26 protein-coding genes are annotated in these 22,673 nt (G+C 68.6%); 12 read left to right on the top strand and 14 right to left on the bottom strand.

The window, feature by feature from the left end:
• Positions 1-33: 33 nt before the first annotated feature.
• Together NDR87_RS30515 and NDR87_RS30510 are read right to left on the bottom strand one after the other, a co-directional pair.
• Positions 34-1,236 carry a benzoate/H(+) symporter BenE family transporter gene (locus tag NDR87_RS30515; protein ID WP_251917348.1) on the bottom strand — a complete coding sequence of 401 codons (1,203 nt, stop codon included), beginning with the start codon at positions 1,234-1,236 and terminating at the stop codon, positions 34-36.
• A 94-nt stretch (positions 1,237-1,330) separates the two neighbouring features.
• Positions 1,331-1,885: an Lrp/AsnC family transcriptional regulator gene (locus NDR87_RS30510; RefSeq protein WP_251917283.1), complete on the bottom strand. Its 555-nt coding sequence runs from the start codon at positions 1,883-1,885 to the stop codon at positions 1,331-1,333.
• 167 nt (positions 1,886-2,052) lie between these two features.
• Between NDR87_RS30510 and pdhA the strand changes: the two genes are divergently transcribed.
• Genes pdhA through NDR87_RS30495 form a run of 3 tightly spaced genes read left to right on the top strand, consistent with a single transcriptional unit; the run spans position 2,053 to position 5,511 of the window.
• Entirely contained in the window at positions 2,053-3,129 is a 1,077-nt protein-coding gene (gene pdhA / locus NDR87_RS30505; protein ID WP_251917282.1) for a pyruvate dehydrogenase (acetyl-transferring) E1 component subunit alpha, read from the top strand.
• Positions 3,129-4,109 carry an alpha-ketoacid dehydrogenase subunit beta gene (locus NDR87_RS30500; RefSeq protein WP_251917281.1) on the top strand — a complete coding sequence of 327 codons (981 nt, stop codon included), beginning with the start codon at positions 3,129-3,131 and terminating at the stop codon, positions 4,107-4,109. The genes pdhA and NDR87_RS30500 overlap by 1 nt, the downstream gene beginning before the upstream one ends.
• Before the next feature lie 25 nt (positions 4,110-4,134).
• Positions 4,135-5,511 (top strand): dihydrolipoamide acetyltransferase family protein, encoded by a 1,377-nt coding sequence (locus NDR87_RS30495; RefSeq protein ID WP_251917280.1) that lies wholly within the window; start codon positions 4,135-4,137, stop codon positions 5,509-5,511.
• On the opposite strand, the gene NDR87_RS30490 is transcribed toward NDR87_RS30495, so the two are convergent.
• Positions 5,489-5,893, bottom strand: coding sequence for a thioesterase family protein (locus NDR87_RS30490; protein ID WP_251917347.1), 405 nt, complete (start codon positions 5,891-5,893; stop codon positions 5,489-5,491). The genes NDR87_RS30495 and NDR87_RS30490 overlap by 23 nt on opposite strands.
• A 51-nt stretch (positions 5,894-5,944) precedes the next feature.
• A complete protein-coding gene (locus NDR87_RS30485) occupies positions 5,945-6,937 on the bottom strand; it encodes an AraC family transcriptional regulator (protein WP_251917279.1) in 993 nt (330 codons plus the stop codon).
• 199 nt (positions 6,938-7,136) lie between these two features.
• Here NDR87_RS30485 and NDR87_RS30480 point away from each other — a divergent pair, with 199 nt between their 5' ends.
• Positions 7,137-8,630: an MFS transporter gene (locus NDR87_RS30480; protein ID WP_251917278.1), complete on the top strand. Its 1,494-nt coding sequence runs from the start codon at positions 7,137-7,139 to the stop codon at positions 8,628-8,630.
• Positions 8,631-8,686: 56 nt separating this feature from the next.
• A complete protein-coding gene (locus NDR87_RS30475; protein WP_251917277.1) occupies positions 8,687-9,199 on the top strand; it encodes a MarR family winged helix-turn-helix transcriptional regulator in 513 nt (170 codons plus the stop codon).
• A gap of 3 nt (positions 9,200-9,202) precedes the next feature.
• Here NDR87_RS30475 and NDR87_RS30470 read toward each other — a convergent pair whose 3' ends face one another.
• The gene (locus tag NDR87_RS30470; RefSeq protein WP_251917276.1) at positions 9,203-9,508 is read right to left on the bottom strand and encodes a hypothetical protein; all 306 of its coding nucleotides are present in this window, start codon (positions 9,506-9,508) and stop codon (positions 9,203-9,205) included.
• Positions 9,509-9,688: 180 nt separating this feature from the next.
• Here NDR87_RS30470 and NDR87_RS30465 point away from each other — a divergent pair, with 180 nt between their 5' ends.
• Positions 9,689-10,822: a lactonase family protein gene (locus tag NDR87_RS30465; RefSeq protein WP_251917275.1), complete on the top strand. Its 1,134-nt coding sequence runs from the start codon at positions 9,689-9,691 to the stop codon at positions 10,820-10,822.
• Position 10,823: 1 nt separating this feature from the next.
• On the opposite strand, the gene NDR87_RS30460 is transcribed toward NDR87_RS30465, so the two are convergent.
• The 3 genes from NDR87_RS30460 to NDR87_RS30450 are packed head-to-tail and all read right to left on the bottom strand — an operon-like array spanning position 10,824 to position 13,674.
• A complete protein-coding gene (locus tag NDR87_RS30460) occupies positions 10,824-12,233 on the bottom strand; it encodes an NAD(P)(+) transhydrogenase (Re/Si-specific) subunit beta (RefSeq protein WP_251917274.1) in 1,410 nt (469 codons plus the stop codon).
• A gap of 2 nt (positions 12,234-12,235) precedes the next feature.
• Positions 12,236-12,550, bottom strand: a complete 315-nt coding sequence (locus NDR87_RS30455; RefSeq protein WP_251917272.1) for an NAD(P) transhydrogenase subunit alpha — start codon at positions 12,548-12,550, stop codon at positions 12,236-12,238.
• The gene (locus tag NDR87_RS30450) at positions 12,550-13,674 is read right to left on the bottom strand and encodes a Re/Si-specific NAD(P)(+) transhydrogenase subunit alpha (RefSeq protein ID WP_251917271.1); all 1,125 of its coding nucleotides are present in this window, start codon (positions 13,672-13,674) and stop codon (positions 12,550-12,552) included. The genes NDR87_RS30455 and NDR87_RS30450 overlap by 1 nt, the downstream gene beginning before the upstream one ends.
• Positions 13,675-13,819: 145 nt before the next feature.
• Here NDR87_RS30450 and NDR87_RS30445 point away from each other — a divergent pair, with 145 nt between their 5' ends.
• The 3 genes from NDR87_RS30445 to NDR87_RS30435 are packed head-to-tail and all read left to right on the top strand — an operon-like array spanning position 13,820 to position 15,740.
• Positions 13,820-14,269 (top strand): HIT domain-containing protein, encoded by a 450-nt coding sequence (locus tag NDR87_RS30445; protein ID WP_251917269.1) that lies wholly within the window; start codon positions 13,820-13,822, stop codon positions 14,267-14,269.
• Positions 14,266-15,087: a maleylpyruvate isomerase family mycothiol-dependent enzyme gene (locus NDR87_RS30440; protein WP_251917267.1), complete on the top strand. Its 822-nt coding sequence runs from the start codon at positions 14,266-14,268 to the stop codon at positions 15,085-15,087. Before NDR87_RS30445 ends, NDR87_RS30440 begins: the two co-directional genes overlap by 4 nt.
• Before the next feature lie 5 nt (positions 15,088-15,092).
• The gene (locus tag NDR87_RS30435) at positions 15,093-15,740 is read left to right on the top strand and encodes a Type 1 glutamine amidotransferase-like domain-containing protein (RefSeq protein WP_251917265.1); all 648 of its coding nucleotides are present in this window, start codon (positions 15,093-15,095) and stop codon (positions 15,738-15,740) included.
• A gap of 45 nt (positions 15,741-15,785) precedes the next feature.
• Here the strand turns inward: NDR87_RS30435 and NDR87_RS30430 are convergent, their stop codons facing one another.
• Positions 15,786-16,106, bottom strand: coding sequence for a co-chaperone GroES (locus NDR87_RS30430; protein WP_251917263.1), 321 nt, complete (start codon positions 16,104-16,106; stop codon positions 15,786-15,788).
• Between the two features lie 58 nt (positions 16,107-16,164).
• Between NDR87_RS30430 and NDR87_RS30425 the strand changes: the two genes are divergently transcribed.
• Together NDR87_RS30425 and NDR87_RS30420 are read left to right on the top strand one after the other, a co-directional pair.
• Positions 16,165-17,523, top strand: a complete 1,359-nt coding sequence (locus tag NDR87_RS30425) for an FAD-binding oxidoreductase (protein WP_251917261.1) — start codon at positions 16,165-16,167, stop codon at positions 17,521-17,523.
• A gap of 38 nt (positions 17,524-17,561) precedes the next feature.
• A complete protein-coding gene (locus tag NDR87_RS30420) occupies positions 17,562-17,852 on the top strand; it encodes a GNAT family N-acetyltransferase (RefSeq protein ID WP_251917259.1) in 291 nt (96 codons plus the stop codon).
• Here the strand turns inward: NDR87_RS30420 and NDR87_RS30415 are convergent.
• The 5 genes from NDR87_RS30415 to NDR87_RS30395 form a co-directional block, all read right to left on the bottom strand.
• On the bottom strand, positions 17,849-18,157 hold the full coding sequence (locus NDR87_RS30415) for a hypothetical protein (RefSeq protein WP_251917257.1): 309 nt from the start codon (positions 18,155-18,157) through the stop codon (positions 17,849-17,851). The genes NDR87_RS30420 and NDR87_RS30415 overlap by 4 nt on opposite strands.
• Positions 18,158-18,330: 173 nt before the next feature.
• Complete coding sequence (locus NDR87_RS30410) at positions 18,331-19,488, bottom strand: acyl-CoA dehydrogenase (RefSeq protein WP_251917256.1); 1,158 nt, start codon at positions 19,486-19,488, stop codon at positions 18,331-18,333.
• A 172-nt stretch (positions 19,489-19,660) separates the two neighbouring features.
• Positions 19,661-20,305: a TetR family transcriptional regulator gene (locus tag NDR87_RS30405; RefSeq protein WP_251917254.1), complete on the bottom strand. Its 645-nt coding sequence runs from the start codon at positions 20,303-20,305 to the stop codon at positions 19,661-19,663.
• 29 nt (positions 20,306-20,334) lie between these two features.
• Positions 20,335-20,844 (bottom strand): 5-(carboxyamino)imidazole ribonucleotide mutase, encoded by a 510-nt coding sequence (gene purE / locus NDR87_RS30400; protein WP_251917253.1) that lies wholly within the window; start codon positions 20,842-20,844, stop codon positions 20,335-20,337.
• On the bottom strand, positions 20,837-22,009 hold the full coding sequence (locus tag NDR87_RS30395) for a 5-(carboxyamino)imidazole ribonucleotide synthase (RefSeq protein WP_251917346.1): 1,173 nt from the start codon (positions 22,007-22,009) through the stop codon (positions 20,837-20,839). Before NDR87_RS30395 ends, purE begins: the two co-directional genes overlap by 8 nt.
• A gap of 112 nt (positions 22,010-22,121) precedes the next feature.
• On the opposite strand from NDR87_RS30395, the gene NDR87_RS30390 reads away from it, so the two are divergent.
• A complete protein-coding gene (locus tag NDR87_RS30390; protein ID WP_251917252.1) occupies positions 22,122-22,667 on the top strand; it encodes a GtrA family protein in 546 nt (181 codons plus the stop codon).
• Positions 22,668-22,673 lie beyond the last annotated feature (6 nt).

The following is a 22,673-nucleotide window of genomic DNA, read 5'->3' as shown; positions in this document are numbered from 1 at the left end:
CGAACACCTTCACCCTACGACAGCCGGTGACGACTACGACCGCGAAGGGCCACCCAGCACCCAGCGCACCAGCAGCCCCGCGGCCAGCGCCCAGAACGCCGCGCCGATTCCGAGCACGGCGATCCCGGAGGCCGACACCAGCAGGGTGACCGCGCCCGCGACGCGATGTTCCGCCGCGCCGAGGGCCGCGTGCAGGGCGGCGGCGAACGTCGCGATCAGGGCAAGTCCGGCAACGGTTTCCAGCACCCCCGGCGGCGCCGCGGCCACCAGCGCCACGACCGCGCCCGAGGCGAGGGCGATCACCAGATAGCTGCAGCCCACCGTGAACACGGCGATCCAGCGCCGCCGCGGATCCGGATGCGCCGAGGGCGCGGCCGACAGGGCGGCGCTGATCGCGGCCAGGTTGATCGCGTGCCCGCCCGCGGGCGCGCCGACCATGGTGCCGATTCCGGTCGCCGCCATCGCCGCCCGCCACGGCACCCGATAGCCGAAGGAGGCCATCACCGCGGTGCCCGGGATGTTCTGCGCGGCCATGGTCACGATGTACAGCGGCACCGCGATGCCGATGATCGCCTGCCAACTCCAGTGCGGCACGGTCAATTCCACCCGCGGCACCATCGCCGCCCAATCCAGCCCGCGATGGGTGACGGCGATATCGATCAGCGCGCCGACGACCGCGACCACGAAGGCCGCCAGCACCGACCACCGCGGGGCGAAGCGCTGCAACACCAGCCAGACCACCAGCACCGGAACGACCACGGCCGGGCTCACCACGACCGCGCGCAGCGGCGCCAGGCACAGCGGCAGCAACACCCCCGCCAGCATGGCCTGCGCGATCTCCACCGGAATCGCCGCGATCAGGCGTCCGAGCCGCTCCCAGCATCCGGTCAGCACGATCAGCGCACCGGTCACCACGAACGCGCCGACCGCGGCGGGCCACCCGCCCGCCACCGCCCCGGTGCTCGCCAGCAGCGCCGCGCCCGGCGTCGACCAGGCGAATGCGATCGGCATCCGAAACCGCCTGCTCAACACCAGCATTCCCACGGCCTGGGTCACACACAACGCCAGCAGACCCGACGCCGCCTGCGCCGGTGACGCACCCACCTTCGTCAACCCCGTCAACACCACCGCGAACGAGCTGGTGAACCCGACCAGTGCCGCGACGACACCCGCGCCGATGGGCTGCCACACCCCCGCCCGCTGCTCCTCGGCAACCTTCGTTTCGACGTCCGCCATGCTGCTCATCGGGCCATCGTCACCAACGCGCCCGTCCCCGGTCACCAGCCAATCGCTCGAAACTGGACTGAAATCGCCCGGCGCGACCGGGAACTCAGCGCGGGCGGGGCTGCGGGATTCCGGCCGGACGCACCGGCCGCGCGGGATCGGGACGGCTGGTGAGCCCGGATAGTCGGCGCAGCAGCGGGGCCGTGCGCGGCCCCACCAGCTGGCGCATGACCAAGGCCATATTGGTGCGCTCGACACCCGGGATCTTCAGGATCTGACCCGCGATGCGGTACAGATCGTCGGCGTCGCGGGCGACCACCCGGACGGTCAGATCGGTCGAACCGGTCATGCCGCACACCTCGGTGACCTCGGGAACCTCGGCCAGTTCGTCGACCACCGAATCGAGCTTGTGTTGATCGACGACGACCGCGACGAATGCCGCCAGCGGATAGCCCAGCGCGCGCGGATCGACCCGGCGCTCGAAGCTGGCCAGCACCCCGCCCGCCTCCCAGCGGGCCAGCCGGGCCTGCACGGTATTGCGCGAAAGTCCCAGCCGGGTGGCCAGTTCCACCCCGGTGGCCCGGGGGTTGGCCACCAATTCGAGCAATAGCCGCGCATCCGTCGCGTCGACCGCGGTTCCGACGGGTTCTCCACTGGACATGTAACGCAGTATGACAGCAATCACGTCGGGGACAACGAGCATTCTGCCCAGTTGCGGTGCGGCTACTTGCGCAACTAGCCCAATCGTGGATCCTGTGAGATACAGCACAATATCGCGTCGCGAGTCCCGGCGATCCCGGCAGTGCGATGAAACAGGAGGCGATGGCGATGGCCGACAAAGCCACCTATCCGGTCCAGTTGGTCCAACCCGATGGACGGCGGGTGTTCGACCGCGAACACGCGGCCCTGGTCTCGGATGTGGGCCCCGAGCAACTACGGCAGCTCTACGAGGACATGGTCGTGGGCCGCCGCATCGACACCGAGGCAACCGCCCTGCAACGCCAGGGCCAGCTGGGCCTGTGGCCACCGCTGCTCGGCCAGGAGGCCGCCCAGGTCGGTTCCGCGCACGCCCTGCACGCCGACGACTACATCTTCTGCTCCTATCGCGAGGCCGCGGTCGCCTACTGCCGCGGCGTCGATCCCGCGACCATCACCCGGCTGTGGCGCGGGGTGTCGCATTCCTGCTGGGATCCGGCCGATATCAACATGACCAATCCGGCGATCGTGGTCGGTGCCCAGGGGCTGCACGCCACCGGCTATGCCTACGCCGCTCATCTGGACGGTGCGGAGATCGCGGTGCTCACCTACTTCGGCGACGGCGCCACCAGCCAGGGCGATATCGCCGAGGCGCTCGGTTTCGCGGCCTCGTGGAGCGCGCCGGTGGTGTTCTTCTGCCAGAACAACCAGTGGGCGATCAGCGAACCGGTCCGGGTGCAGAGCCCGACGCCGATCGTGCGCCGCGCCTACGGCTACGGCATTCCGGGGGTGCAGGTCGACGGCAACGATGTGCTCGGCGTGCTGGCCGTGACCCGGCAGGCGGTGGCCCGCGCCCGCTCCGGCGGCGGCCCGTCGTTCGTCGAGGCCATCACCTACCGGATGGGCCCGCACACCACCGCCGACGATCCCACTCGCTATCGCACCGCCGCCGAACTCGAACTGTGGCAGCGCCGCGATCCGATCGCGCGCGTTCGTCGGCTGCTGGAACGAGAAGACTTGTGGGACAATGAGTTCGATCAGCGCGTGCGCGACCGATCGGACGCGATCGGCGCCGCCGTGCGCACCGCGACCATCGAGATGCCCGATCCGGATCCGATGGAACTGTTCGACCACGTCTACTCCGCCCCGCACCCGCTGGTCGCCGAGGAGCGTCGCATCTACGCGGCCTATCTGGAAGGAGCCCGGTGATGATCACCAGCTTCGCCAATGCCATCAACACCGGACTGCGCCGCGCCCTCGAGGACGATCCGAAGGTCGTGCTCATGGGTGAGGACATCGGCCGCCTCGGCGGCGTCTTCCGGGTCACCGACACGCTGCAGAAGGACTTCGGCAACAACCGCGTCATCGATACCCCACTCGCCGAATCCGGCATCGTCGGAACGGCTTTCGGCATGGCGCTGCGCGGGTACCGGCCGGTGTGCGAGATCCAGTTCGACGGTTTCGTGTATCCGGCCTTCGATCAGATCGTCTCGCAGGTGGCCAAGATCCACTACCGCACCCGCGGAAAGGTGACCGCTCCCATCACGATTCGCATCCCCTTCGGCGGCGGCATCGGTTCGGTGGAACATCATTCCGAGTCACCGGAGGCCTATTTCGCACATACCGCGGGCTTGCGGGTGGTCTCGCCGAGCAATCCGGCCGATGCGTATCTCATGATCCGCCAGTCGATTTCGGCCGACGATCCGGTGATCTTCTTCGAGCCCAAGCGCCGCTACTGGGACAAGGCCGAGGTCGACTTCGCCGCCCTGGACGACGATCCGTTCCCGCTCGACCGGGCCCGCGTGCTGCGCCCCGGCGCCGACGCCACGGTCGTGGCCTACGGCGGCATGGTCCGCACCGCGCTCACCGCGGCCGAGATCGCCGACAGTGAGGGCCGCTCGCTCGAGGTGATCGATCTGCGCAGCCTGTCCCCGATCGACTTCGACACCGTCGAGGAGTCGGTGCGCCGGACGGGACGACTGATCGTCACCCACGAGGCCCCGGTCTTCGCCGGTCTGGGCGCGGAGATCGCCGCCCGAATCACCGAACGCTGCTTCTACCACCTGGAGGCGCCGGTCCTGCGGGTCGGTGGCTTCGACATCCCCTATCCCCCGGCTAAGCTCGAACGGCACCACCTGCCCGACCCCGACCGCATCCTGGACGCGGTCGACCGAACGCTTGCCGCCTGATCCGCTCGTTCAGACAGAGGTGCCCGTGGAAGACTCGGTTGAACCGGACCGCAATGTGCTCGAATTCCGCCTGCCCGATCTCGGGGAGGGCCTGACCGAGGCCGACCTGGTCTCCTGGTCGGTGGCGGTGGGCGACACCGTGGAGTTGAACCAGAACATCGCCGAGGTGGAGACCGCCAAGGCCCAGGTGGCGCTGCCGTGCCCGTTCGCCGGGGAGGTGGTCGAACTGCTCGCCGAGCCGGGTGACACCGTGGCGGTCGGCGCACCGCTGATCCGCGTGCGGTCCGACGACTCGGCCGCCGCGCAGCCCGCGCAGCGGCAGTCGGTGCTGGTCGGCTACGGCCCCGGCGAGGAATCCGGCTCGCGACGCGCTCGATTGTCCGCCGGAAACACTGTCCAGCAACGAGATTTACGTGCCCCGCAGCCGGATCCGCAGGGCTACCCGGAGATTCCGGGCCGCCCGCCCGCCACTCCGGCCGCGCGCAAACTGGCCCGCGAGCTCGGCATCAATATCGCCTTCGTCGCCGGGTCGGGTCCAGCCGGTGCGGTGACCGTCGAGGATGTGCGGCACGCGGTGCCGGTATCGCAGCCGCCCAATCGCATTCGGCCCGAGGAGGATTCCGACGACGCGCCGCGGCCGTCGTCGCCGCCGGTGCCGATGATGCGACCCGACGCCGGAATCATCCGCCCGGCCCCGACCACCCGGGAGAGCCGGACCCCGGTCAGCGGGGTGCGCAAGCGCAGCGCCGCCGCGATGGTCACCAGCGCCCGCACCATCCCCCAGGCGAGCGCGTTCGTCACCACCGATTTCACCGCATCGATGGAGCTGCTCGACCATCTGCGGGCCACGGAATCCTTCACCGGACTGTCGCTCACGCCGCTGGCGCTGGTGGCCAAGGCGACGCTCGCCGCGATGGCGGAGTTCCCCGGCATCAACACCTTCTGGGACGAGGACAACAAGGAGATCGTCACCAAGCACTACGTGAATCTGGGCATCGCCGTCGCCACCGATCGGGGACTGCTGGTGCCGAATATCAAAGAGGCGCAGTCGCTGAGCCTGCGCGAGCTGTGCCGGGAGATCGGCTGGCTGGCCGACGTGTGCCGGGCGGGCACGGCCACCCCGGCCGATCTGCGCGGCGGCACGTTCACCATCAGCAATGTCGGCGTCTTCGGCGTGGACATGGGTGTGCCGCTGGTGAATCCGGGTGAGGCCGCGATCCTGTGCCTGGGGTCGATCCGCAAGCGGCCCTGGGTCTATCGCGACGAACTGGCCGTGCGCTGGGTCACCGAACTGGGGTTGAGCTTCGACCACCGCATGATCGACGGCGAACTGGCGGCGCGGTTCCTGGCGACCGTCTCGTCGCTGCTGGAGGATCCGCTCACGCTGTTGGGTCGAGTTTGACCACTGTCTCGGCGGCGGCGCGGATGACGGCCGGGATCTCGACCGGCTTGCGGGTCACATCGTCGACGTAGACGTGCACGAAGGTCCCGGTCGCTGCCAGCTCCAGCACATCGCCGTCCTCCCGGAAGATGGCCAGCTCGTAGCTGATGCTGGAGCGGCCGAGCCGGGCGATGCGCAGGCCCACCCGCAGCCGGTCGGGAAAGCTCAACGAGCCCAGGAACTTGCACGAGGTCTGGGCGACGACGCCGATCGCGGGCAACTCGCGGATATCGGTGCCCGTGGCGTCGATCAGCCAGCCGTTGACCGCGGTGTCGAAGTAGCTGTAGTAGGTCACGTTGTTGACGTGCCCGTAGTGATCGTTGTCCGCCCAGCGGGTCGGCATGGGCCAGAGCACTGGGTAGTCCTGCGGCGTGGTCACCCGACCGACACTAGTTCAGGCGGATATCGAACCCGTCCGGTGCTCGCGCGGGCTGATGCCGTAGTGCCGTTTGAAGGCGGTGCTCAGGGCGAACGCGCTGCCGTAACCGACCCGGCGCGCGATGGTCTCCACGGTCGCATCGGAATCCTGCAGCAGATCCGCCGCCAGCGCGAGCCGCCAGTCGGTGAGGAACGACATCGGCGGTTCACCGACCAGATCGGTGAAGCGGCGGGCCAGCGCCGCCCGCGATACGCCCACTTCGGCGGCCAGCGTCGCCACCGTCCAGCCGTGCGCCGGATTGTTCTGCAGCAGTCGTAACGCCTTGCCCACCAACGGGTCCGCATAGGCGTGGTACCAGGCGGGCGCGTCACCGCGGGCGAACCAGGCCCGCAGCGTCGCGATCAGCAGCAGGTCGAGCAGCCGGTCCAGCATGGCGCCCTGGGCGGGCCGGTCGCGGGCGCTCTCCTCGACCAGCAGATCCAATATCGGCGAATCCAATTCCGCCCGACGCAGCACGATGATCGGCGGCAGCGCCCGCAGCAGGCGGCGGCTGGCCGCGCTCTGCTGTTCGTAGGTTCCGGTGACGAGCATGGTCGCGGCGTCCGGATTGGGTCCCCAGCCCCGCACGCCCAGACTCCAGGTCTCGCAGAGCTCCTCGCCCGCGGGCGTGGTGGTGACATTGCCGGGATTCACGTACACCTGCGGTTCGGTGGCCGGATCGTCGGCGATGGTGTAGTGGTCGGGACCGCGGATGATCGCCACATCGCCCTCGTGCAGCGGCCGCGGCGCGGCCGTCCCGGTGCCCGGGAAGCCGACCCGGCACAACTCTTCCGCACCGGCGCCCGTGCCCGGATGCGGCACGAGCCAGCCGCCGCCGCGCACGACGGCCACCACGGTCAGCGGCGCCTCGTCGCGGACCCGCAGCGACCACGGTGGATCCAGCAGCGATCGCATGACGAACGCGCCGCGCGCCCGCGGTCCCTCCAGCAGGCTCTCGAGCGGATCCACCTCCTGACCCTCGCAGATGCCCCCGATGTTCTCAACCCTGAATTCGGGGGCCGGAACTTGTCGGTGCCGAGGAATAGAATCGAAGACGAAAACGGTTGGAACTACATGGATTCGGATTCTCGACCGGCCACGCCGACGATGCCGCGGCCGACGGGGGGAACGAGGGGCACCGGTGCGCGAGGCCGGTACCGTCGAACCAATGGCTGCTTCGACGCTTGCTCCTCCAATCCGGATCGCTCGCGCCGCGGTCTTCGCGGTGTTCGGTCTCAACGGGTTCCTGAGTGCCATCTGGGTGGTGCACATCCCCGCGGTGACCGAACGAACCGGGGTGTCCAATGCCGCCCTGGGCATGCTGATCCTGCTGATGGCAGGCAGTGCCATCCTCGGCATGCAGGCCGCGGGTCCATTGGCCGACCGTTTCGGCAGTCGGGCCCTGGTCGCCGCGGCAGCGGGATGGCTCTCGCTGGCCGTGATCGGCCCGGGTCTGGCGTCTGGCCCGCTGGCGCTGGCGGCTGCCCTCATGGTGTTCGGTTTCGGCAACGGCGCCCTGGACGTCTCCATGAACACCCAGGCCGTCCAGGTCGAGCGCGAATATCCCCGCCCGATCATGGGCGCCTTCCACGCGCTGTTCTCCTGCGGCGGCCTCGTTGGTTCGCTGGCCGGTGCGGCGGCCCTACACCTCGGCTGGGAGCCACGCCTCACCATGACCCTCGCGGCCGTCTTCGGCGTCGCGACGGTCGCGCTGTGCGTCCCCCGGATGCTGCCCCGCACCGGAAGATCCCCCGCCGCGCCGGCATTCCCGCCCACTCCCGCCGACGGTCCCGACCTCTCGGCCGCCGCGACGGCGCGTAACAAGGCCGCGCGCACGGCTTTCGCCGACGATTCGCCCGAGCGAGCTTCGATCGATCACGAACACGCCGAACTGGACCGGCGCGCCGACAACGCCGCACCCGAAGCGCGCATCGACACATCGGGTGAGCGACCCGACGGTCGGCATCACCCGGCCCACCGACGCGCAGCGCACGAAGCGCCCCACACCACCGACCGTCCGGTGACCGAAGGCGGCCGCCCCGACCCGGGGGCCGACCGGCGCGCACTGCCCGGCAATTCGACGAGGCAGGACGCCGAGCCCGCCCGAAAGACCGCGCACCGCAGAGTCTTCGCACTGGCCGCCATCGCCTTCGCCTTCCTCATGACCGAGGGGGTGGCCAACGACTGGAGCACCCTGCAGGTGCGCGACGAACTGGGGGCCAGCGAGGCGACCGCCGCACTGGCGTTCGCGGCATTCTCCACGACCATGACGATCGGACGGTTCGGCTCCGACCGAGTGAGCGGACGGTTCGGACCCGTGGCGGTGGTGCGCTGGGGCGCGCTGCTCGCGGCGGTCGGACTGATCCTGATCATCGCATCGCCCTGGGTCCCGTTGGCCGTGATCGGCTGGGCACTGATGGGCATCGGCCTGTCCGGCGGCATCCCCCAGATCTTCACCGCCGCGGGCAATCTCGGCACCGCCACCGCGGCCACCGACATGTCCCGCGTATTCGGTCTCGGCTACCTGGGCTTCCTGGCCGGACCATCGGTGATCGGCTGGCTGTCCAAACCGTTCTCCCTCACCCAGGCCCTGATCTTCCCCCTCGTCCTGGTGCTGGTGTGCGCCTGGTTCGCACCCATCGTCCGCGGGGCTACCAGCTAGCGTGCGACCCTTGCTTGATTAAGTAGCGCAAGTAAGCGGGGCCGTACAATGTCGGCATGCCGCCCTCCGACGCCGCCTCCGCGCCCGGAATCGATAGCGACGCCGAGCCGATCGTGGAGTTGGAGCAGGCCATCGCGCGATTGGCGCACCTGCTCACCCGGGCTCGTCGACACGGCCGGACCGCCACTGCGGCCGGGGTGAACGTGGATCGCGCCAATGTTCCGCTACTGCGTTTGCTGGCCGATGCGGGGCAGCCGCTGCGGCTGGGTGAGCTGGCCTGCCTGCTCGATGTCGAGGCGCCGCATGTGACCCGGCAGGTGCAGCGGCTGGAGCAGGCGGGTCTGGTCGTCCGGGTGCCCGATCCGCTGGATCGGCGCGCCCAGCGCGCGAGCCTGACACCGGCCGGTTACGGCGCGGTCGAGGCGATCCGGGCGGTCATCCGGCGGTCCATTCGGGACGCGCTGTCGGGCTGGACCGAGGACGATCTGCACCGGCTGGCGGTTCTGAACAACCGCATGGTCGACGATTTCGAGGCGACTCGCGAACTGCGGCCCCCGTACAAGCCGTAGCGGTCAGCGTGAGATCCGCAGATCGGGCCACGGCGGGCGGCGCAACAAGGCCAGGGTGGGGATGACCGCCGCCAGCAGGCCGGTCAGCACGCCCAGGAACGCGATCCGCTCCGTATCGAATGCCGGTGTCCAGCTGACCTTTTCGCCGTGGACGACGAAGATACCCAGCGGCCGCGGCCCCGGTCGCAGCCAGCCACCGGGCCGCGCGACCGTGATGACGGTCGCCCCGTCGGCCGTTTCGAGCGGAGTGCCGTAGACGAGCGAATCCCCGTCCCGCGCAGGGAGATCGAACCGTTCCCGAAGCGTCACACACAAAAGCGTATACGTCCGTGCGCGTCCGCGCCGATCCTTTCCCTTTTCGTGCTATTGAGGAACAGGACAACCAGTCGGCTTCGATTGCGATATGCGCAATGCGAATTGCACCTATTGCGAAAGTCGTGTGATGTAGGTCATTCTGGCGCGAGCGTAATTCGGCGGAAGGAGAGACCGGTGGCCTCCGGTGGACTGGATCGACGGCAATTTCTCGTGACACTGGGAACCGTTGCGGCAGTAGGCGTCACGACCGCAACGACCCAGCCCGCCACGGCGCGGGCGGCCGCCGGTACTCGCGCCTACCTCGGCTGCTACACCTCCGATGGCGCCGGCGGCCGCGGAATCGCCGCCGCCACAGTGGATTCCGCGACCGGACGGCTGGTCGTGGACGAGGTCGTCGAGGTCGCCGATCCGTCGTTCCTGGCGATCTCACCCGACGGTGGGCGGCTGTACGCGGTGAACGAGGGCTCCGGACCGGGATCGGTCACCGCCGTGGACCTGCGCTCGTCACGAGTATTGAATTCCGTTGCGGTGCAGGGGAACGGCCCCACCCACCTGTGCGTCGCCCCGGACGGCCGCGCCGTACTCACCGCGAACTACGGGTCGGGCAGTGTGAGCGTGGTGGCGCTGTCCGGCGACGGGCGGCTGGGTGGGGTGACCGATGTGGTCCGCCACAGCGGCACCGGGCCGGATCCGGAGCGGCAGGAGGGTCCGCACGCGCATCAGGTGCTGTTCGATCCGTCCGGCCGCTGGTTCCTGGCGGTCGATCTGGGTGCCGACGCGATCTACGTCTACCGGCTCGCCGAAGGCAAGTTGAACCAGCGCGCCCGGGTCGCGATGACGCCGGGCAGCGGTCCCCGGCATCTGCGGTTCCATCCCGACGGGCAGCGGGTGTACGTGGCGAACGAGCTCGGTTCCACGGTGACGGTCTGCCGCTGGCGCGCCGATACCGGCGAACTCGTTGCGGGGCAGTCCATTCCGGCGGATATGCGGGGCGGCGGCCCGCGCAACTATCCGTCGGCGCCGGTCGTCTCCCGCGACGGCCGATTCCTGTATCTGGCCAACCGCGGCCGCGACGCCATTGCCACCTTCGCGATCCTCGGCGACATGCTGATCCCGCTGGCCTCCACACCATGCGGTGGCGTGTTCCCGCGCGACCTCACCCTCGACCCGAGCGGCCGCAGGCTGTACGCGGCCAATCAGAAGTCGAATGCGGTGACCTGGCTGACGATCGATCCGATCACGGGGCTGCCACAGGGCGTGGCCGGGGCGCTGGAGATTGGCACCCCGACCACCGTGCTGTTCGCCTGAGCTACAGGGCCTTCAATTCCTCGGTGACCGCGCTGACCGACTTCTTCGCATCACCGAACAGCATGCTGGTGTGGTCGGCGTAGAACAGCGGATTGTCGATACCGGCGAAGCCGGAATTCATCGAGCGCTTCAGCACGATCACCGACCTGGCCTGATCGACGTTCAGCACCGGCATGCCGTAGATCGGGCTCGACGAATCCTCGCGGGCGGCCGGATTGGTGACATCGTTCGCACCGATGACCAGGGCCACGTCGGTGCGGGCGAATTCGCCGTTGATCTCGTCCATCTCCTTGAGCGAGTCGTAGGGCACCTCGGCCTCGGCCAGCAGCACGTTCATATGGCCGGGCATGCGGCCCGCGACCGGATGAATGGCGTATTTGACCTCGACGCCCTTGGCCTCGAGCAGCGTCGCCATCTCCTTGACCGCGTGCTGCGCCTGCGCGACGGCCATACCGTAACCGGGCACCACGATGACCTGGTTGGCATAGGCCATCTGGATCGCGGCGTCCGCGGCCGAGGTGGCCTTGGCCTGCTTCTGCTCGCCGCTGCCGGAGGCGACCGCGCCGCCGCCGCCGAATCCGCCCGCCACGATGGCCGGGATCGACCGGTTCATGGCCTTGGCCATCAGATTGGTCAGGATGGTGCCGGACGCGCCGACGATCATGCCCGCCACGATCATGGCGGTGTTGTTCAGCGCCAGACCCGCTGCCGCGGCGGACAATCCGGTCAGCGCGTTGAGCAGCGAGATGACCACCGGCATATCCGCGCCGCCGATCGGCAGCACGACCATCAGACCGAGCACCGCCGCCAGCACCAGCACCAGCACCATCCACCAGGTCGGCACACCGTCCTTCGCCGCGCCCAGGCCGATCACCACGGCCGCGGCGACCGCGCCGATCAGCAGCAGGATATTCAACGGCTGCTGCAGTTTTCCGATCCCGATCGGGCGACCCGGCAGGATCTCCTGCAGCTTGCCGAAGGCGATCAGCGAACCCCAGAACGAGATGGAGCCGATGATCGCGGCGAACAGCGAGGCGATCACGATGTGCACGGTGGGCTGCTCGTGCATCCGCGAGAACCCTTGGGTATTCAGGAATTCCGACAGCGAGATCAGCGCGACGGTGCCGCCGCCGACGCCGTTGAACGCGGCCACCAGCTGCGGCATGGCGGTCATCTTGGTGAACCGCGCGGGCGGAACGCCCAGCGCCACACCGACGACCAGCCCCGCGACGATGATGATCCAGTTGTCGGTGTCGCGGATGGCGATCAGTGTCGCCACCACCGCGATGCCCATGCCGACCGCGGCGATCCAGTTGCCGCGCACCGCCGTCTTCGGGCCGGTCAGGCCCATCAGGCCGTAGATGAACAGCGCGAAGGCGAGGATGTAGAGGATGTTGACGAGATTGTCCATGGCTACTTACCCGCCTTCTCCGCGCCGGGCTTCTTGCCCTTGAACATGCCCAGCATCCGGTCGGTCACCACGAAACCGCCGATGACATTGAGCGTTCCGAATACCACCGCGACGAACAGGATGATCTGGGTGACCACCGACGGATGCTCGATCCGGCCGAGCACCACCAGCGCGCCCAGCACCACGATGCCGTGAATGGCGTTGGTGCCCGACATCAGCGGCGTGTGCAGGGTGTTGGGGACCTTCGAGATGACGGCGAAGCCGACGAACCCGGACAGCACCAGGATCGCGATGTTCGCCAGCAGTTCGGTGTACATCAGCCATCCACCTTCTTCTCGCGGGTCACGCAGGAATCGGCCAGCACCTGATCCTCGAAATCGGGTTCGAGGCGGCCGTCGGTCAGCATCAATTCGAGCAGTGCCGCAATGTTCTTCGAGTACAGCTCGCTGGCGTGCTCGGGCATGGTCGCGGGCAGGTTCAGCGGTGAGGCGATCGTGACGTCGTGCTTGACAACGGTTTTGCCGGGTTCGGTGAGCTCGCAGTTGCCGCCGGTCTCACCGGCCAGGTCCACGATCACGCTGCCCGGCTTCATGCCCTGCACCGCGGCGGCGGTCACCAGCCGCGGCGCGGGCCGCCCGGGCACCAGCGCGGTGGTGATCACCACGTCGAAGCCCTTGATGGCGTCCTCCAAAGCCTGCTGCTGCCTTGCCTTCTCCTCATCGGTGAGCTCGCGGGCGTAACCGCCCTCACCGGCGGCGTCGATGCCCAGATCGAGCCACTGCGCGCCCACCGAGCGGACCTGATCGGCCACCTCGGGCCGCACGTCGTAGCCGGTGGTGCGGGCGCCCAGCCGCTTGGCGGTCGCCAGCGCCTGCAGGCCCGCCACGCCCACGCCCAGCACCAGCACGGTCGCGGGCTTCACCGTGCCCGCCGCGGTGGTCAGCATGGGGAAGAAGCGGGTGGCCTCCGAGGCCGCCAGCAGCACCGCCTTGTATCCGGCCACATTCGCCTGCGAGGACAGCGCATCCATCACCTGGGCGCGCGAGATGCGCGGAATCGCCTCCACCGCAAAGGCCTGCACGCCCGCGGCCCGTAGCGCGTCGATCTTGTTGTCGGCATTGCGCGGGGCGAGGAAGCCGATCAGGGTCTGGCCGGAGCTCAGCCTGGCCACCTCGGCGTCATTGGGCGGTGCGACCTTCACGACCACCTCCGCCGACCACGGATCGCCGATCGTGGCACCGGCCTCGGTATAGGCCGCGTCCGGAATCAGCGCCCCGGCCCCGGCTCCGGCCTCGACGATCACCTGCACGCCCTGCCGGGTCAGGCTCGGGATGATCTTGGGCACCAGCGCGACGCGTCGCTCGTCGGCATTGGTTTCTCGAACGACTCCGACACGCGTCCCGCGCGGCGCGTCCGCGTCTGCGCTTTGCGTTGCCTCCACTGGTCAACTTCCTAACTGAGCGGCGAGCGAGGAACTTACTTGCTAGTAGGTTTGGGAGAGAATACCTGGTCGGGGCTGAGCCTAGCCGAGATCAACATCACATCGGGCGGTGAAATTCCGCCCGACGGCCCGTATCGTCTGCGTGGTGAGTGGCTGCATCTTTTGCCGCATCGTTGCGGGTACCGCGCCGTCGACGAGGGTTTACGAGGACGACACGCTGTGCGCGTTCCTCGACATCCGGCCCATCACCCGCGGCCACACCCTGGTCATCCCCAAACAACACGCGACGGATCTGGACGACCTCGATCCGGCGCTCGGCGCGCGCCTGTTCACCCTGGGCCACCGCCTGGCCAAGGCCGTGCGGCGCAGCGATCTGGGCGCCGACGGGGCCAACCTCGTCGTCAACGACGGCAAGGCCGCGTTCCAGACCGTGCATCACGTCCACCTGCACGTCGTCCCCCGGCAGCACGGCGATCGACTCACCTTCGCCAAGGGCTTCCTGCTGCGGCGGCCGCACGACACCGAGAGCACGGCCGCGGCCATCCGCACCGGACTGGATCGGCTCGCGACCGAGGAGAAGGAGACCCGCGCATGACCGAGACGCCCGACCGGGCCGAGATCACCGCCGCCCTGTCCGAGCAGTGGGACGCGCTGGCGCAACTGGTCGCGGGGTTGGACGAAAGCCGTTGGCGCACATCGTCTCCACTGCCGGGGTGGACGGTGTTCGATGTGCTGGCGCATGTGGTCGGCACCGAGTCCATGCTGCTGGGCGAGCCGCTGCCGCGGGTGGACACCGATCCGCGCGCGCTCGCCCACGTCCGCAACGAGACCGGGGCGCTCAACGAGACCTGGTTGGAGTCGCTGCGGCCGCTGCCGGGCGCCCGGCTGCTGGAGCGCTTCATCGAGGTCACCGGCCGCCGCCGCGCGGCCCTGGCCGCTATCGACGACGACGCCTGGCACGCCGAGATCCAATCTCCGATCGGGCTGGTGAGCTACGGCCGGTTCATGCGGGTGCGGCTGTTCGACTGCTGGATGCACGAACTGGATATCGCCGACGCGCTCGCGATCCGGGTGGACGAGGGCGGGCGGCGAGCGGAGGCGGCCGTCGACGAGATCGAGCCGTTCCTCGGGCGGACACTGGTCAAGCGCGGGCAGGCGCCCGATGGTTCGCGCATCACGCTCGAGCTGACCGGGCCCGTGTCGCGCACGCTGCATGTGCGGGTGGACGGGCGCGCCGAACTCGTTGCGACACCGGATCGTCCGGCCGACGTCGTGATCCGGCTGGATTCGGGACTGTTCGCGCGGCTGTGCGGTGGGCGCACGACGGCGGGTGAGCAGGCCGAGCGGATCGAGTTGTCCGGCGACCGGGAGCTGGGACAGCGGCTGGTCGACAACCTCGCCTTCACCATCTGAGCGCCATGCGACTGTTCCTGTCCAGCTACCGATTCGGGGCGCATTACGACCGGTTCGCGGCCCTGGTCGGCGAGCCGGGGCCGGTCGCGATCGTCCCCAACGCGTGCGATGCCTGGCCCACGATCTGGCAGGGGGCCGTCACCAGCGATCTGACTCCGCTGCGGCACGCGGGATTTCGGCCCGACGTCCTCGATCTGCGCGAATATGCCGGGCGGGCGGCGGAATTGGAACGAACGCTGCGCCGGTATCCCCTGATCTGGGTGCGCGGCGGGAACACATTCGTGCTGCGCGCCCAGTTCGCCCGCAGCGGGGCCGATCTCGTCCTGCCCGCGCTGCTGGCCGAGGACGTCCTGGTCTATGCCGGATACAGCGCGGGCGCCTGCGTGCTCACCCCGGATCTGCACGGTATCGAGGAGGTCGACGATCCGGCCGAGGTCGAGCCCGTCTGCGGCGTCCAACCACGCTGGGACGGACTGGGTTTGGTCGATCGCCGCATCGTTCCCCATGTGCGTTCGCCCGAGACCGATCCCGACGGCGGCTGCACCCGCCTGGCGGAGCGCTATCGCGAGGCGGGCATCGCGCACTGGGCGCTCACCGACGCCGACGCCGTGATCGTCGACGGCGATCGCACCGAGGCGCTGCTCAGTCGGTAGCGGGCGGTCCGGGCCGTCGGCGATCTCGGCCTGCCCCGGGCCCCGCTACAGATACAACCCGGTCCCGTGCTCGATCCGCTCGCTGGCCACCGCGTGCAGATCCCGCTCGCGCAATACCAGATACCCCTGCCCCTGCACCTCGACCTCGAACTGATCCTCGGCGCTGAACAGCACCCGATCCCCCACGCTCACGCTGCGCACATGCGAGCCGACCCCGCACACCTCGCCCCAGGACAGGCGCTTGGCCACCTGCGCGGTGGCCGGAATGAGAATGCCCCCGCTGCTGCGTCGCTCACCGGGTTCCTGACTCACCCGCACCATCACCCGGTCGTGCAACATCTGAATCTCTAGCTTGGCATCGGACACAAGGCCGCAGTCTAGTCCCGCGCCCCATCCCCGCCCCGCGACGACGTAGGTTCGAACCGTGGACGTGAACACCCTTGCCGCCCTGCTGCCCGATGGGACGCTGGTCACCGATCCGGACATCCTCGCCGGATACCGCCAGGATCGCGCCCTGGACCCGGACGCCGGGACCCCGCTGGCGCTGGTCCGGCCCGCCACCACCGAGCAGGTCGCGACGGTGCTGCGGTGGGCGCACGAGCATCGCGTCCCGGTGGTGCCGCGCGGCGCGGGCACGGGGCTGTCCGGCGGCGCGACCGCGCAGGACGATGCGCTGCTGCTGAGCACCGAGCGGATGCGCGAGATCACCGTCGATCCGGTCACCCGCACCGCCGTCGTGCAGCCCGGTCTGCTGAACGCGGAGGTCAAGCGGGCGGTCGCCGAACAGGGACTGTGGTACCCGCCCGATCCGTCCTCGTTCGAGATCTGCTCGATCGGCGGTAACGCCGCCACCAACGCGGGCGGACTGTGCTGCGTGAAATACGGCGTCACAACCGATTACGTGCTCGGCATGGAGGTCGTGCTGGCCGACGGGACCGTGGTGCGCCTGGGCGGCCCGCGGCTGAAGGATTCGGCGGGGCTGTCGCTGACCAAGCTGTTCGTCGGCAGCGAGGGCACCCTCGGCGTGATCACCGAGCTCACCCTGCGCCTGCTCCCCGCCCAGCCACCCCAGAGCACCGTCGTGGCAACATTTTCCACCCTCACCGCAGCGACCGAGGCGATCCTGGAGATCACCGGCAGGCTGCGGCCCTCGATGCTCGAGTTCATGGACTCGATCGCGATCAACGCCGTCGAGGACGAACTGCGCATGGGCCTGGACCGCGACGCCGCCGCCCTGCTCGTCGCCCGCTCCGACGCGCCGGGGGAATATGCCGCGCGCGAGGCCGAGCTCATGGTGAGCGCCTGCGAGAAGGCCGGGGCCACCGAGGTTTTCGCCACCGAGGATCCGGCGGAGGGCGAGGCATTCACCGCGGCACGGCGTTTCGCCATCCCGGCCGTGGAGCGCAAGGGCCCGCTGCTGCTCGAGGATGTCGGCGTCCCGCTGCCGCGCCTGGGTGAGCTCGTCACCGGCGTGGCCGAGATCGCCCGCCGCCGCGAGGTGCTGGTCTCGGTGATCGCGCACGCGGGCGACGGCAACACCCATCCGCTGATCGTGCACGACCCGAACGATCCGGACGAGACCGCCCGGGCCCATCAGGCGTTCGGGGAGATCATGGATCTGGCGATCGCGCTCGGCGGCACGATCACCGGCGAGCACGGAGTCGGCCGACTGAAGAAGGCGTGGCTGCCCGATCAGCTCGGGCCCGATGTGATGGCCCTGACGCGCCGTATCAAGGATGCGCTCGATCCACACGGCATACTCAACCCCGGAGCGGTGTTGTAATCCGTACATCCCATCGACGGGCAGGAGTTGCACCGAACATGACGACCAGGCTCGAGCACAACGTCGAGGCCACCCGATACGAGATCTATCTCGACGACACCCTGGCCGGGTACGCCGACTACAGCGATCGCGTGGTCGGAGACCGCAAGGTCCGCGATTTCCAGCACACCCTGACCTTCCCCGAGTTCCGCGGCCGCGGCGTCGCGGCGCAGGTGGTGGAATTCGGCCTGCGCGATACCCGCGCGGCCGGCTTCTCCGTCGTACCCACCTGCTGGTACGTCGAGAAGTTCATCGACGAGCACCGCGAATACGCGAGCCTGGTCGCCTAATTGCGCCGCCGCCACACCAGGAACTGACGGTCCTGGATGGTTCCCATCGCCTCGATCACCTTCTCGTTGTCGAAACCCGGCAGTTTCTGCAGACGCGCGAGGAAGCCGGTATCGGCCGCGGAATGCGGAACCACACAACCGTTTCCCCTCGCACCGATCAATACGAAGAACACATCATCGGCGAACGGACCGTCGGCAGTGGTGATGATCCGAACCTCCGAAAGCTCCTGCCACAACACCTCTTCGATCCGTCCGTTGTCCAACGTGCGCCGGACGAACCTGTCGGTGATCTCGACTCCGGCCATGCTTCAATAGTGCGCCGCTCACGCCCGTACGCATAGTCCTGAATTCGCCAGATTGCGACTGAATGTGCAAATGCAAGAACAGGTCTCGAAAGAGCACGAAACCCCGGTGGTGATCTCGCCTTTCGACACGGCAAGACCCCTACCGGGGTTTCGGTTTCGAATCGATCGCTACCTCAGCGGAGCAGGGCGCGCGACATGACCAGACGCTGGATCTGGTTGGTGCCCTCGTAGATCTGGGTGATCTTGGCATCGCGCATCATTCGCTCCACCGGGAAGTCGGTGGTGTACCCCGCACCGCCGAACAGCTGCACGGCGTTCGTGGTGACCTCCATCGCCACATCCGAGGCGAAGCATTTGGCGGCGGCGGAGATGAAGCCGAGGTTCTTCTCGCCGCGCTCGGCGCGGGCGGCGGAGGTGTAGACCATCAGGCGCGCGGCCTCCACCTTCATCGCCATATCGGCGAGCATGAACTGGGTGTTCTGGAAGTCGGCGATGGCCTTGCCGAACTGCTTGCGGTCCTTGGTGTAGGCGATCGCGGCGTCCAGCGCGCCCTGGGCCAGGCCGACGGCCTGCGCGCCGATGGTGGGGCGGGTGTGGTCGAGGGTCGCCAGCGCGGTCTTGAAGCCGGTGCCCTCCGCGCCGATGATGCGGTCGCCGGGGATGCGGCAGTTCTCGAAGTAGAGCTCGGCGGTGGGCGAACCCTTGATGCCCAGCTTGTGCTCGAGCGGGCCGACGACGAAGCCCTCGTCGTCGGAGTGCACCATGAACGCGGAGATGCCGTTGGCACCCTTCTCCGGATCGGTCACGGCCATCACGGTGTACCAGGTGGACTGGCCGCCGTTGGTGATCCAGCACTTGGAGCCGTTGATGACCCAGTCGTCGCCGTCGCGGCGGGCGCGGGTGCGCATGCTGGCGGCGTCGGAACCGGCCTCGCGCTCGGACAGACAGTAGGAGGCCATCTTGCCCTCGACGATATCGGGCAGCACCTTCTGCTTGAGCTCCTCGGAGCCCTGCAGAATCAGGCCCATGGTGCCGAGCTTGTTGACCGCCGGGATGAGCGAGGACGAACCGCAGACGCGGGCCACCTCCTCGATCACGATGCAGGTCGCCACCGAGTCGGCGCCCTGGCCGCCGTAGGCCTCGGGCACGTGCACGGCGTTGAAGCCCGCGGCGTTGAGCGCGTTGAGCGCCTCCTGCGGGAAGCGGGCCTGCCCGTCGACGTCCTTGGCGTGCGGGGCGATCTCCTTCTCGGCCAGGCCCCGGATGGCCTCGCGCAGTTCGTGATGGATGTCGTCCAGTTTGAACAGGTCGAAATCGGGGTTGCCCGCCATGGGTTCCACTCCTGGTCGTCGGGGTCCGGGATCGCGGCGTTTCGCAATCCTCCGGCATATCGGCACTCAGTGCCATTCAATATCGAGTATACGCCGCGACATCGCGACCACATGCGCCTATGTTCGCCATTTCACCTGGCACTGAGTGTCATCAGCGCCGGCGTGGTGCCGCTCACAGATTACCCAGCCGATGCGCGAGCAGGTCGGCGACCTGCCGCGGCGGCATATCCCGCGGAAACACCGCGACGACCAGATCGCTCGCGCCCTGCCCGCCCCGCGGAATCGCCGCCAGCGCCGCCCGCAGATCCGCCGCACCCGCCTCCGACTGCCCCCGCACCATCCGCCGCAACAGATAGTTGTGCGTCGCCGTCACCGCCGCGGTGAACTGGATCAACGCCAGATCCGCCACCCCGTCCACCCGCGACCGCAAATAGTCGGTGAACAACCGCTCGTACCGAAAAACCGTCACGATCTCCCGATCCCGCAGCGCGGGAACCTGCCGTACCACCCGATACCGACGAGCGGCCAACTCCCTTGTCTGCGTGAACCTTTCGAATACCTCCGTCACGGCCGCACACACGGCGTCCCACGGATCCCCCTGCGCCCCCTCGAGATACGCCTGCGCCTGCGCCAACTGCGCTTCGTGATCGGCGAAGACCACATCCTCCTTCGACCGGAACTGCCGGAAGAAGGTCCGCCGCGATATCCCGGCCGCCTCGGCGATCTCGTCCACGGTCGTCGCCTCGTAGCCCTTCTCGGCGAACAGGCGCAGGGCGTGATCCACCACGGTCAGTTTGAACCGGGAGGCCTCGTCCATGGTTTCACCGTAATCGGGCACCGAGGCGCTCACCCGAGCAGTCGATTACGCAGGGCGTCGTCCTTTTCCAGGACCAGCTTCTCCAGGTCGGCCTGGAATTGTTCCATGCGCGAACGCAATTCGGGGTCGGTGGCGGCCAGGATGCGGACGGCCAGCAGGCCCGCGTTGCGGGCGCCGCCGATGGAGACGGTGGCCACCGGGACGCCCGCGGGCATCTGGACGATGGACAGCAGCGAGTCCATGCCGTCGAGGTATTTCAGGGGGACGGGGACGCCGATGACCGGCAAAGGCGTTGCGGAGGCGACCATTCCGGGCAGATGAGCCGCGCCGCCCGCCCCCGCGATGATGACCTTGATGCCGCGGGCCGCGGCCCCGCGGGCGTAGTCGAGCATGCGCTGGGGGGTGCGGTGGGCGGAGACGACGCCGACCTCGAAGCGGATTCCGAACTCCGCCAACGCTTCCGCGGCGGCCTCCATGGTCGGCCAGTCGGAGTCGCTGCCCATGATCAGGCCGACCTGCGCAGTCACGTTGTCATTCATGCGGATCCCATCCGTCGGTCCAAACCGCGTGCGACATCCAGTGCGCCGCCCGCTCCGCCTGTTCGCGGACCTCGGCCACGTCGTCGCCGAGGATGTTGATGTGCCCGATCTTGCGCTTCGGGCGCTCGCCCTTGCCGTACAGGTGCACCCGCGCGTGCGGCATGCGGGCGAACAGGTGGTGCAGCCGCTCGTCCATCGACATCTCGGGCGCGTCGGGCGCGCCGAGGATATTGGCCATCACCGTCACCGGGGCCAGCGGCGTGGTGTCGCCGAGCGGGTAGTCCAGCACGGCCCGCAGATGCTGTTCGAACTGACCGGTGACCGCGCCGTCCATCCCCCAGTGGCCGGAGTTGTGCGGGCGCATGGCCAGCTCGTTGACGAGCAGGCGGCCGTCGTGGGTCTCGAACAGCTCCACGGCCATCGCGCCGGTCACCCCGAGCTCCTGGGCCAGCCGCAGGGCCAACTCGGTCGCCTCTGCGGCCCGGGCCTCGGGCAGCTCCGGGGCGGGCGCGATGACGACCGCGCACTGCCCCTCCCGCTGCACGGTCTCCACCACCGGCCAGGCCGCGGCCTGCCCGAACGGCGAGCGCGCCACCATGGCCGAGAGCTCCCGCTTCAGGTCCACCCGCTGTTCGGCGAGCAGCACCACGCCGTGCGAAAGCTGCTCACCGACGATGCGCTCGGCCTCGTCGCGATCGTCGATCATCCAGACCCCGCGCCCGTCGTAGCCGCCGCGCACCGCCTTGAGCACGAACGGCCAGCCGTATTCGTCACCGAAGGCGAGGGCGTCGGCGGCCGATTCGACGGCGGTGAACGGCGGCACCGGCACGCCGAGCTCGGCCAGCTTGCGGCGCATGGCCAGCTTGTCCTGGGCGAACACCAGCGCCCGCGGCGGCGGCTGCACGTTCACGCCCTCGGCCATCAGCGTCTCGAGGTGTTCGGTCGGGACATGCTCGTGGTCGAAGGTCAGCGCATGCGATCCGACGGCGGCCTTGCGCAGGGCGGCCAGATCGGTGTGCGAGCCGAGCACGACCTCCGGCGTCACCTGGGCCGCCGGATCATCGGGGCGTTCGGCGAGCACCCGCAGCCGCTGGCCCAATGCGACGGCGGCCTGGTGGGTCATCCGAGCCAGCTGTCCGCCGCCGATCATGGTGACGGTGGGCATACCCGACGAATCGAAGAAACGGGTGGTCACGGGCCACTATGTTGTCATGCCCGCCGCGTCGTGGGCGCAAGCGGGTTGGTTGCCCGGTTAACGAGGGACGTAGACTCGCCCCGTGTCATTTGTCGACGACGTGGTCAACGTCCTGCCCAGAACGCTGCGGGACCTCGCATATCGCCATCGCGAACTGATCAAGTTCGCGATTGTGGGCGCCACCACGTTCGTCATCGACAGCGGCATCTTCTACCTCCTGAAATTGACCGTTTTGTCCCCCAAGCCGATCACCGCCAAGATCATTTCCGGCGTGATCGCGGTAATCGCGTCCTACATCCTGAACCGGGAATGGTCGTTCAAGGGCCGCGGCGGACGCGAACGCCATCACGAGGCGCTGCTGTTCTTCGTCGTCAGCGCCGTCGGCGTGGTTTTGTCCAATGTGCCGCTGTGGGTGTCGCGCTATGTCTTCCATCTGCACGTACCCGATGTCAGCCTGGCGGCCGAGAACATCGCCGACTTCTTCAGCGCGTTCATCATCGGCAACATCCTGCAGATGGTATTCCGATTCTGGGCCATGCGCCGCTGGGTCTTTCCCGACGAAATCGATTCTCTTGTCGAGGAATTCGAGGAGCTGTACGAAGAGGAAGAACAGCTCGGCCACAGCTAGGTGACC

Source organism: Nocardia sp. CDC159, assembly GCF_023740735.1.
GTDB lineage: Bacteria > Actinomycetota > Actinomycetes > Mycobacteriales > Mycobacteriaceae > Nocardia > Nocardia pulmonis.
Note: the sequence above shows the minus strand (reverse complement) of the source record. Positions and strands in the feature narration are given on the sequence as shown.

Coding starts and splice junctions, on each gene's coding strand:
- NDR87_RS30490 (WP_251917347.1), bottom strand. CDS start 5,893: ATGCCGACCCGCTGGGCGGACAACGATCACTACGGGCACGTCAACAAC.
- NDR87_RS30475 (WP_251917277.1), top strand. CDS start 8,687: ATGCCGCCCTCCGACGCCGCCTCCGCGCCCGGAATCGATAGCGACGCC.
- NDR87_RS30480 (WP_251917278.1), top strand. CDS start 7,137: ATGGCTGCTTCGACGCTTGCTCCTCCAATCCGGATCGCTCGCGCCGCG.
- NDR87_RS30405 (WP_251917254.1), bottom strand. CDS start 20,305: ATGGACGAGGCCTCCCGGTTCAAACTGACCGTGGTGGATCACGCCCTG.
- NDR87_RS30435 (WP_251917265.1), top strand. CDS start 15,093: ATGCGACTGTTCCTGTCCAGCTACCGATTCGGGGCGCATTACGACCGG.
- NDR87_RS30500 (WP_251917281.1), top strand. CDS start 3,129: ATGATCACCAGCTTCGCCAATGCCATCAACACCGGACTGCGCCGCGCC.
- NDR87_RS30395 (WP_251917346.1), bottom strand. CDS start 22,009: ATGCCCACCGTCACCATGATCGGCGGCGGACAGCTGGCTCGGATGACC.
- NDR87_RS30455 (WP_251917272.1), bottom strand. CDS start 12,550: ATGTACACCGAACTGCTGGCGAACATCGCGATCCTGGTGCTGTCCGGG.
- purE (WP_251917253.1), bottom strand. CDS start 20,844: ATGAATGACAACGTGACTGCGCAGGTCGGCCTGATCATGGGCAGCGAC.
- NDR87_RS30460 (WP_251917274.1), bottom strand. CDS start 12,233: ATGGACAATCTCGTCAACATCCTCTACATCCTCGCCTTCGCGCTGTTC.
- NDR87_RS30410 (WP_251917256.1), bottom strand. CDS start 19,488: ATGGCGGGCAACCCCGATTTCGACCTGTTCAAACTGGACGACATCCAT.
- pdhA (WP_251917282.1), top strand. CDS start 2,053: ATGGCCGACAAAGCCACCTATCCGGTCCAGTTGGTCCAACCCGATGGA.
- NDR87_RS30510 (WP_251917283.1), bottom strand. CDS start 1,885: ATGTCCAGTGGAGAACCCGTCGGAACCGCGGTCGACGCGACGGATGCG.
- NDR87_RS30515 (WP_251917348.1), bottom strand. CDS start 1,236: ATGGCGGACGTCGAAACGAAGGTTGCCGAGGAGCAGCGGGCGGGGGTG.
- NDR87_RS30415 (WP_251917257.1), bottom strand. CDS start 18,157: ATGGCCGGAGTCGAGATCACCGACAGGTTCGTCCGGCGCACGTTGGAC.
- NDR87_RS30440 (WP_251917267.1), top strand. CDS start 14,266: ATGACCGAGACGCCCGACCGGGCCGAGATCACCGCCGCCCTGTCCGAG.
- NDR87_RS30420 (WP_251917259.1), top strand. CDS start 17,562: ATGACGACCAGGCTCGAGCACAACGTCGAGGCCACCCGATACGAGATC.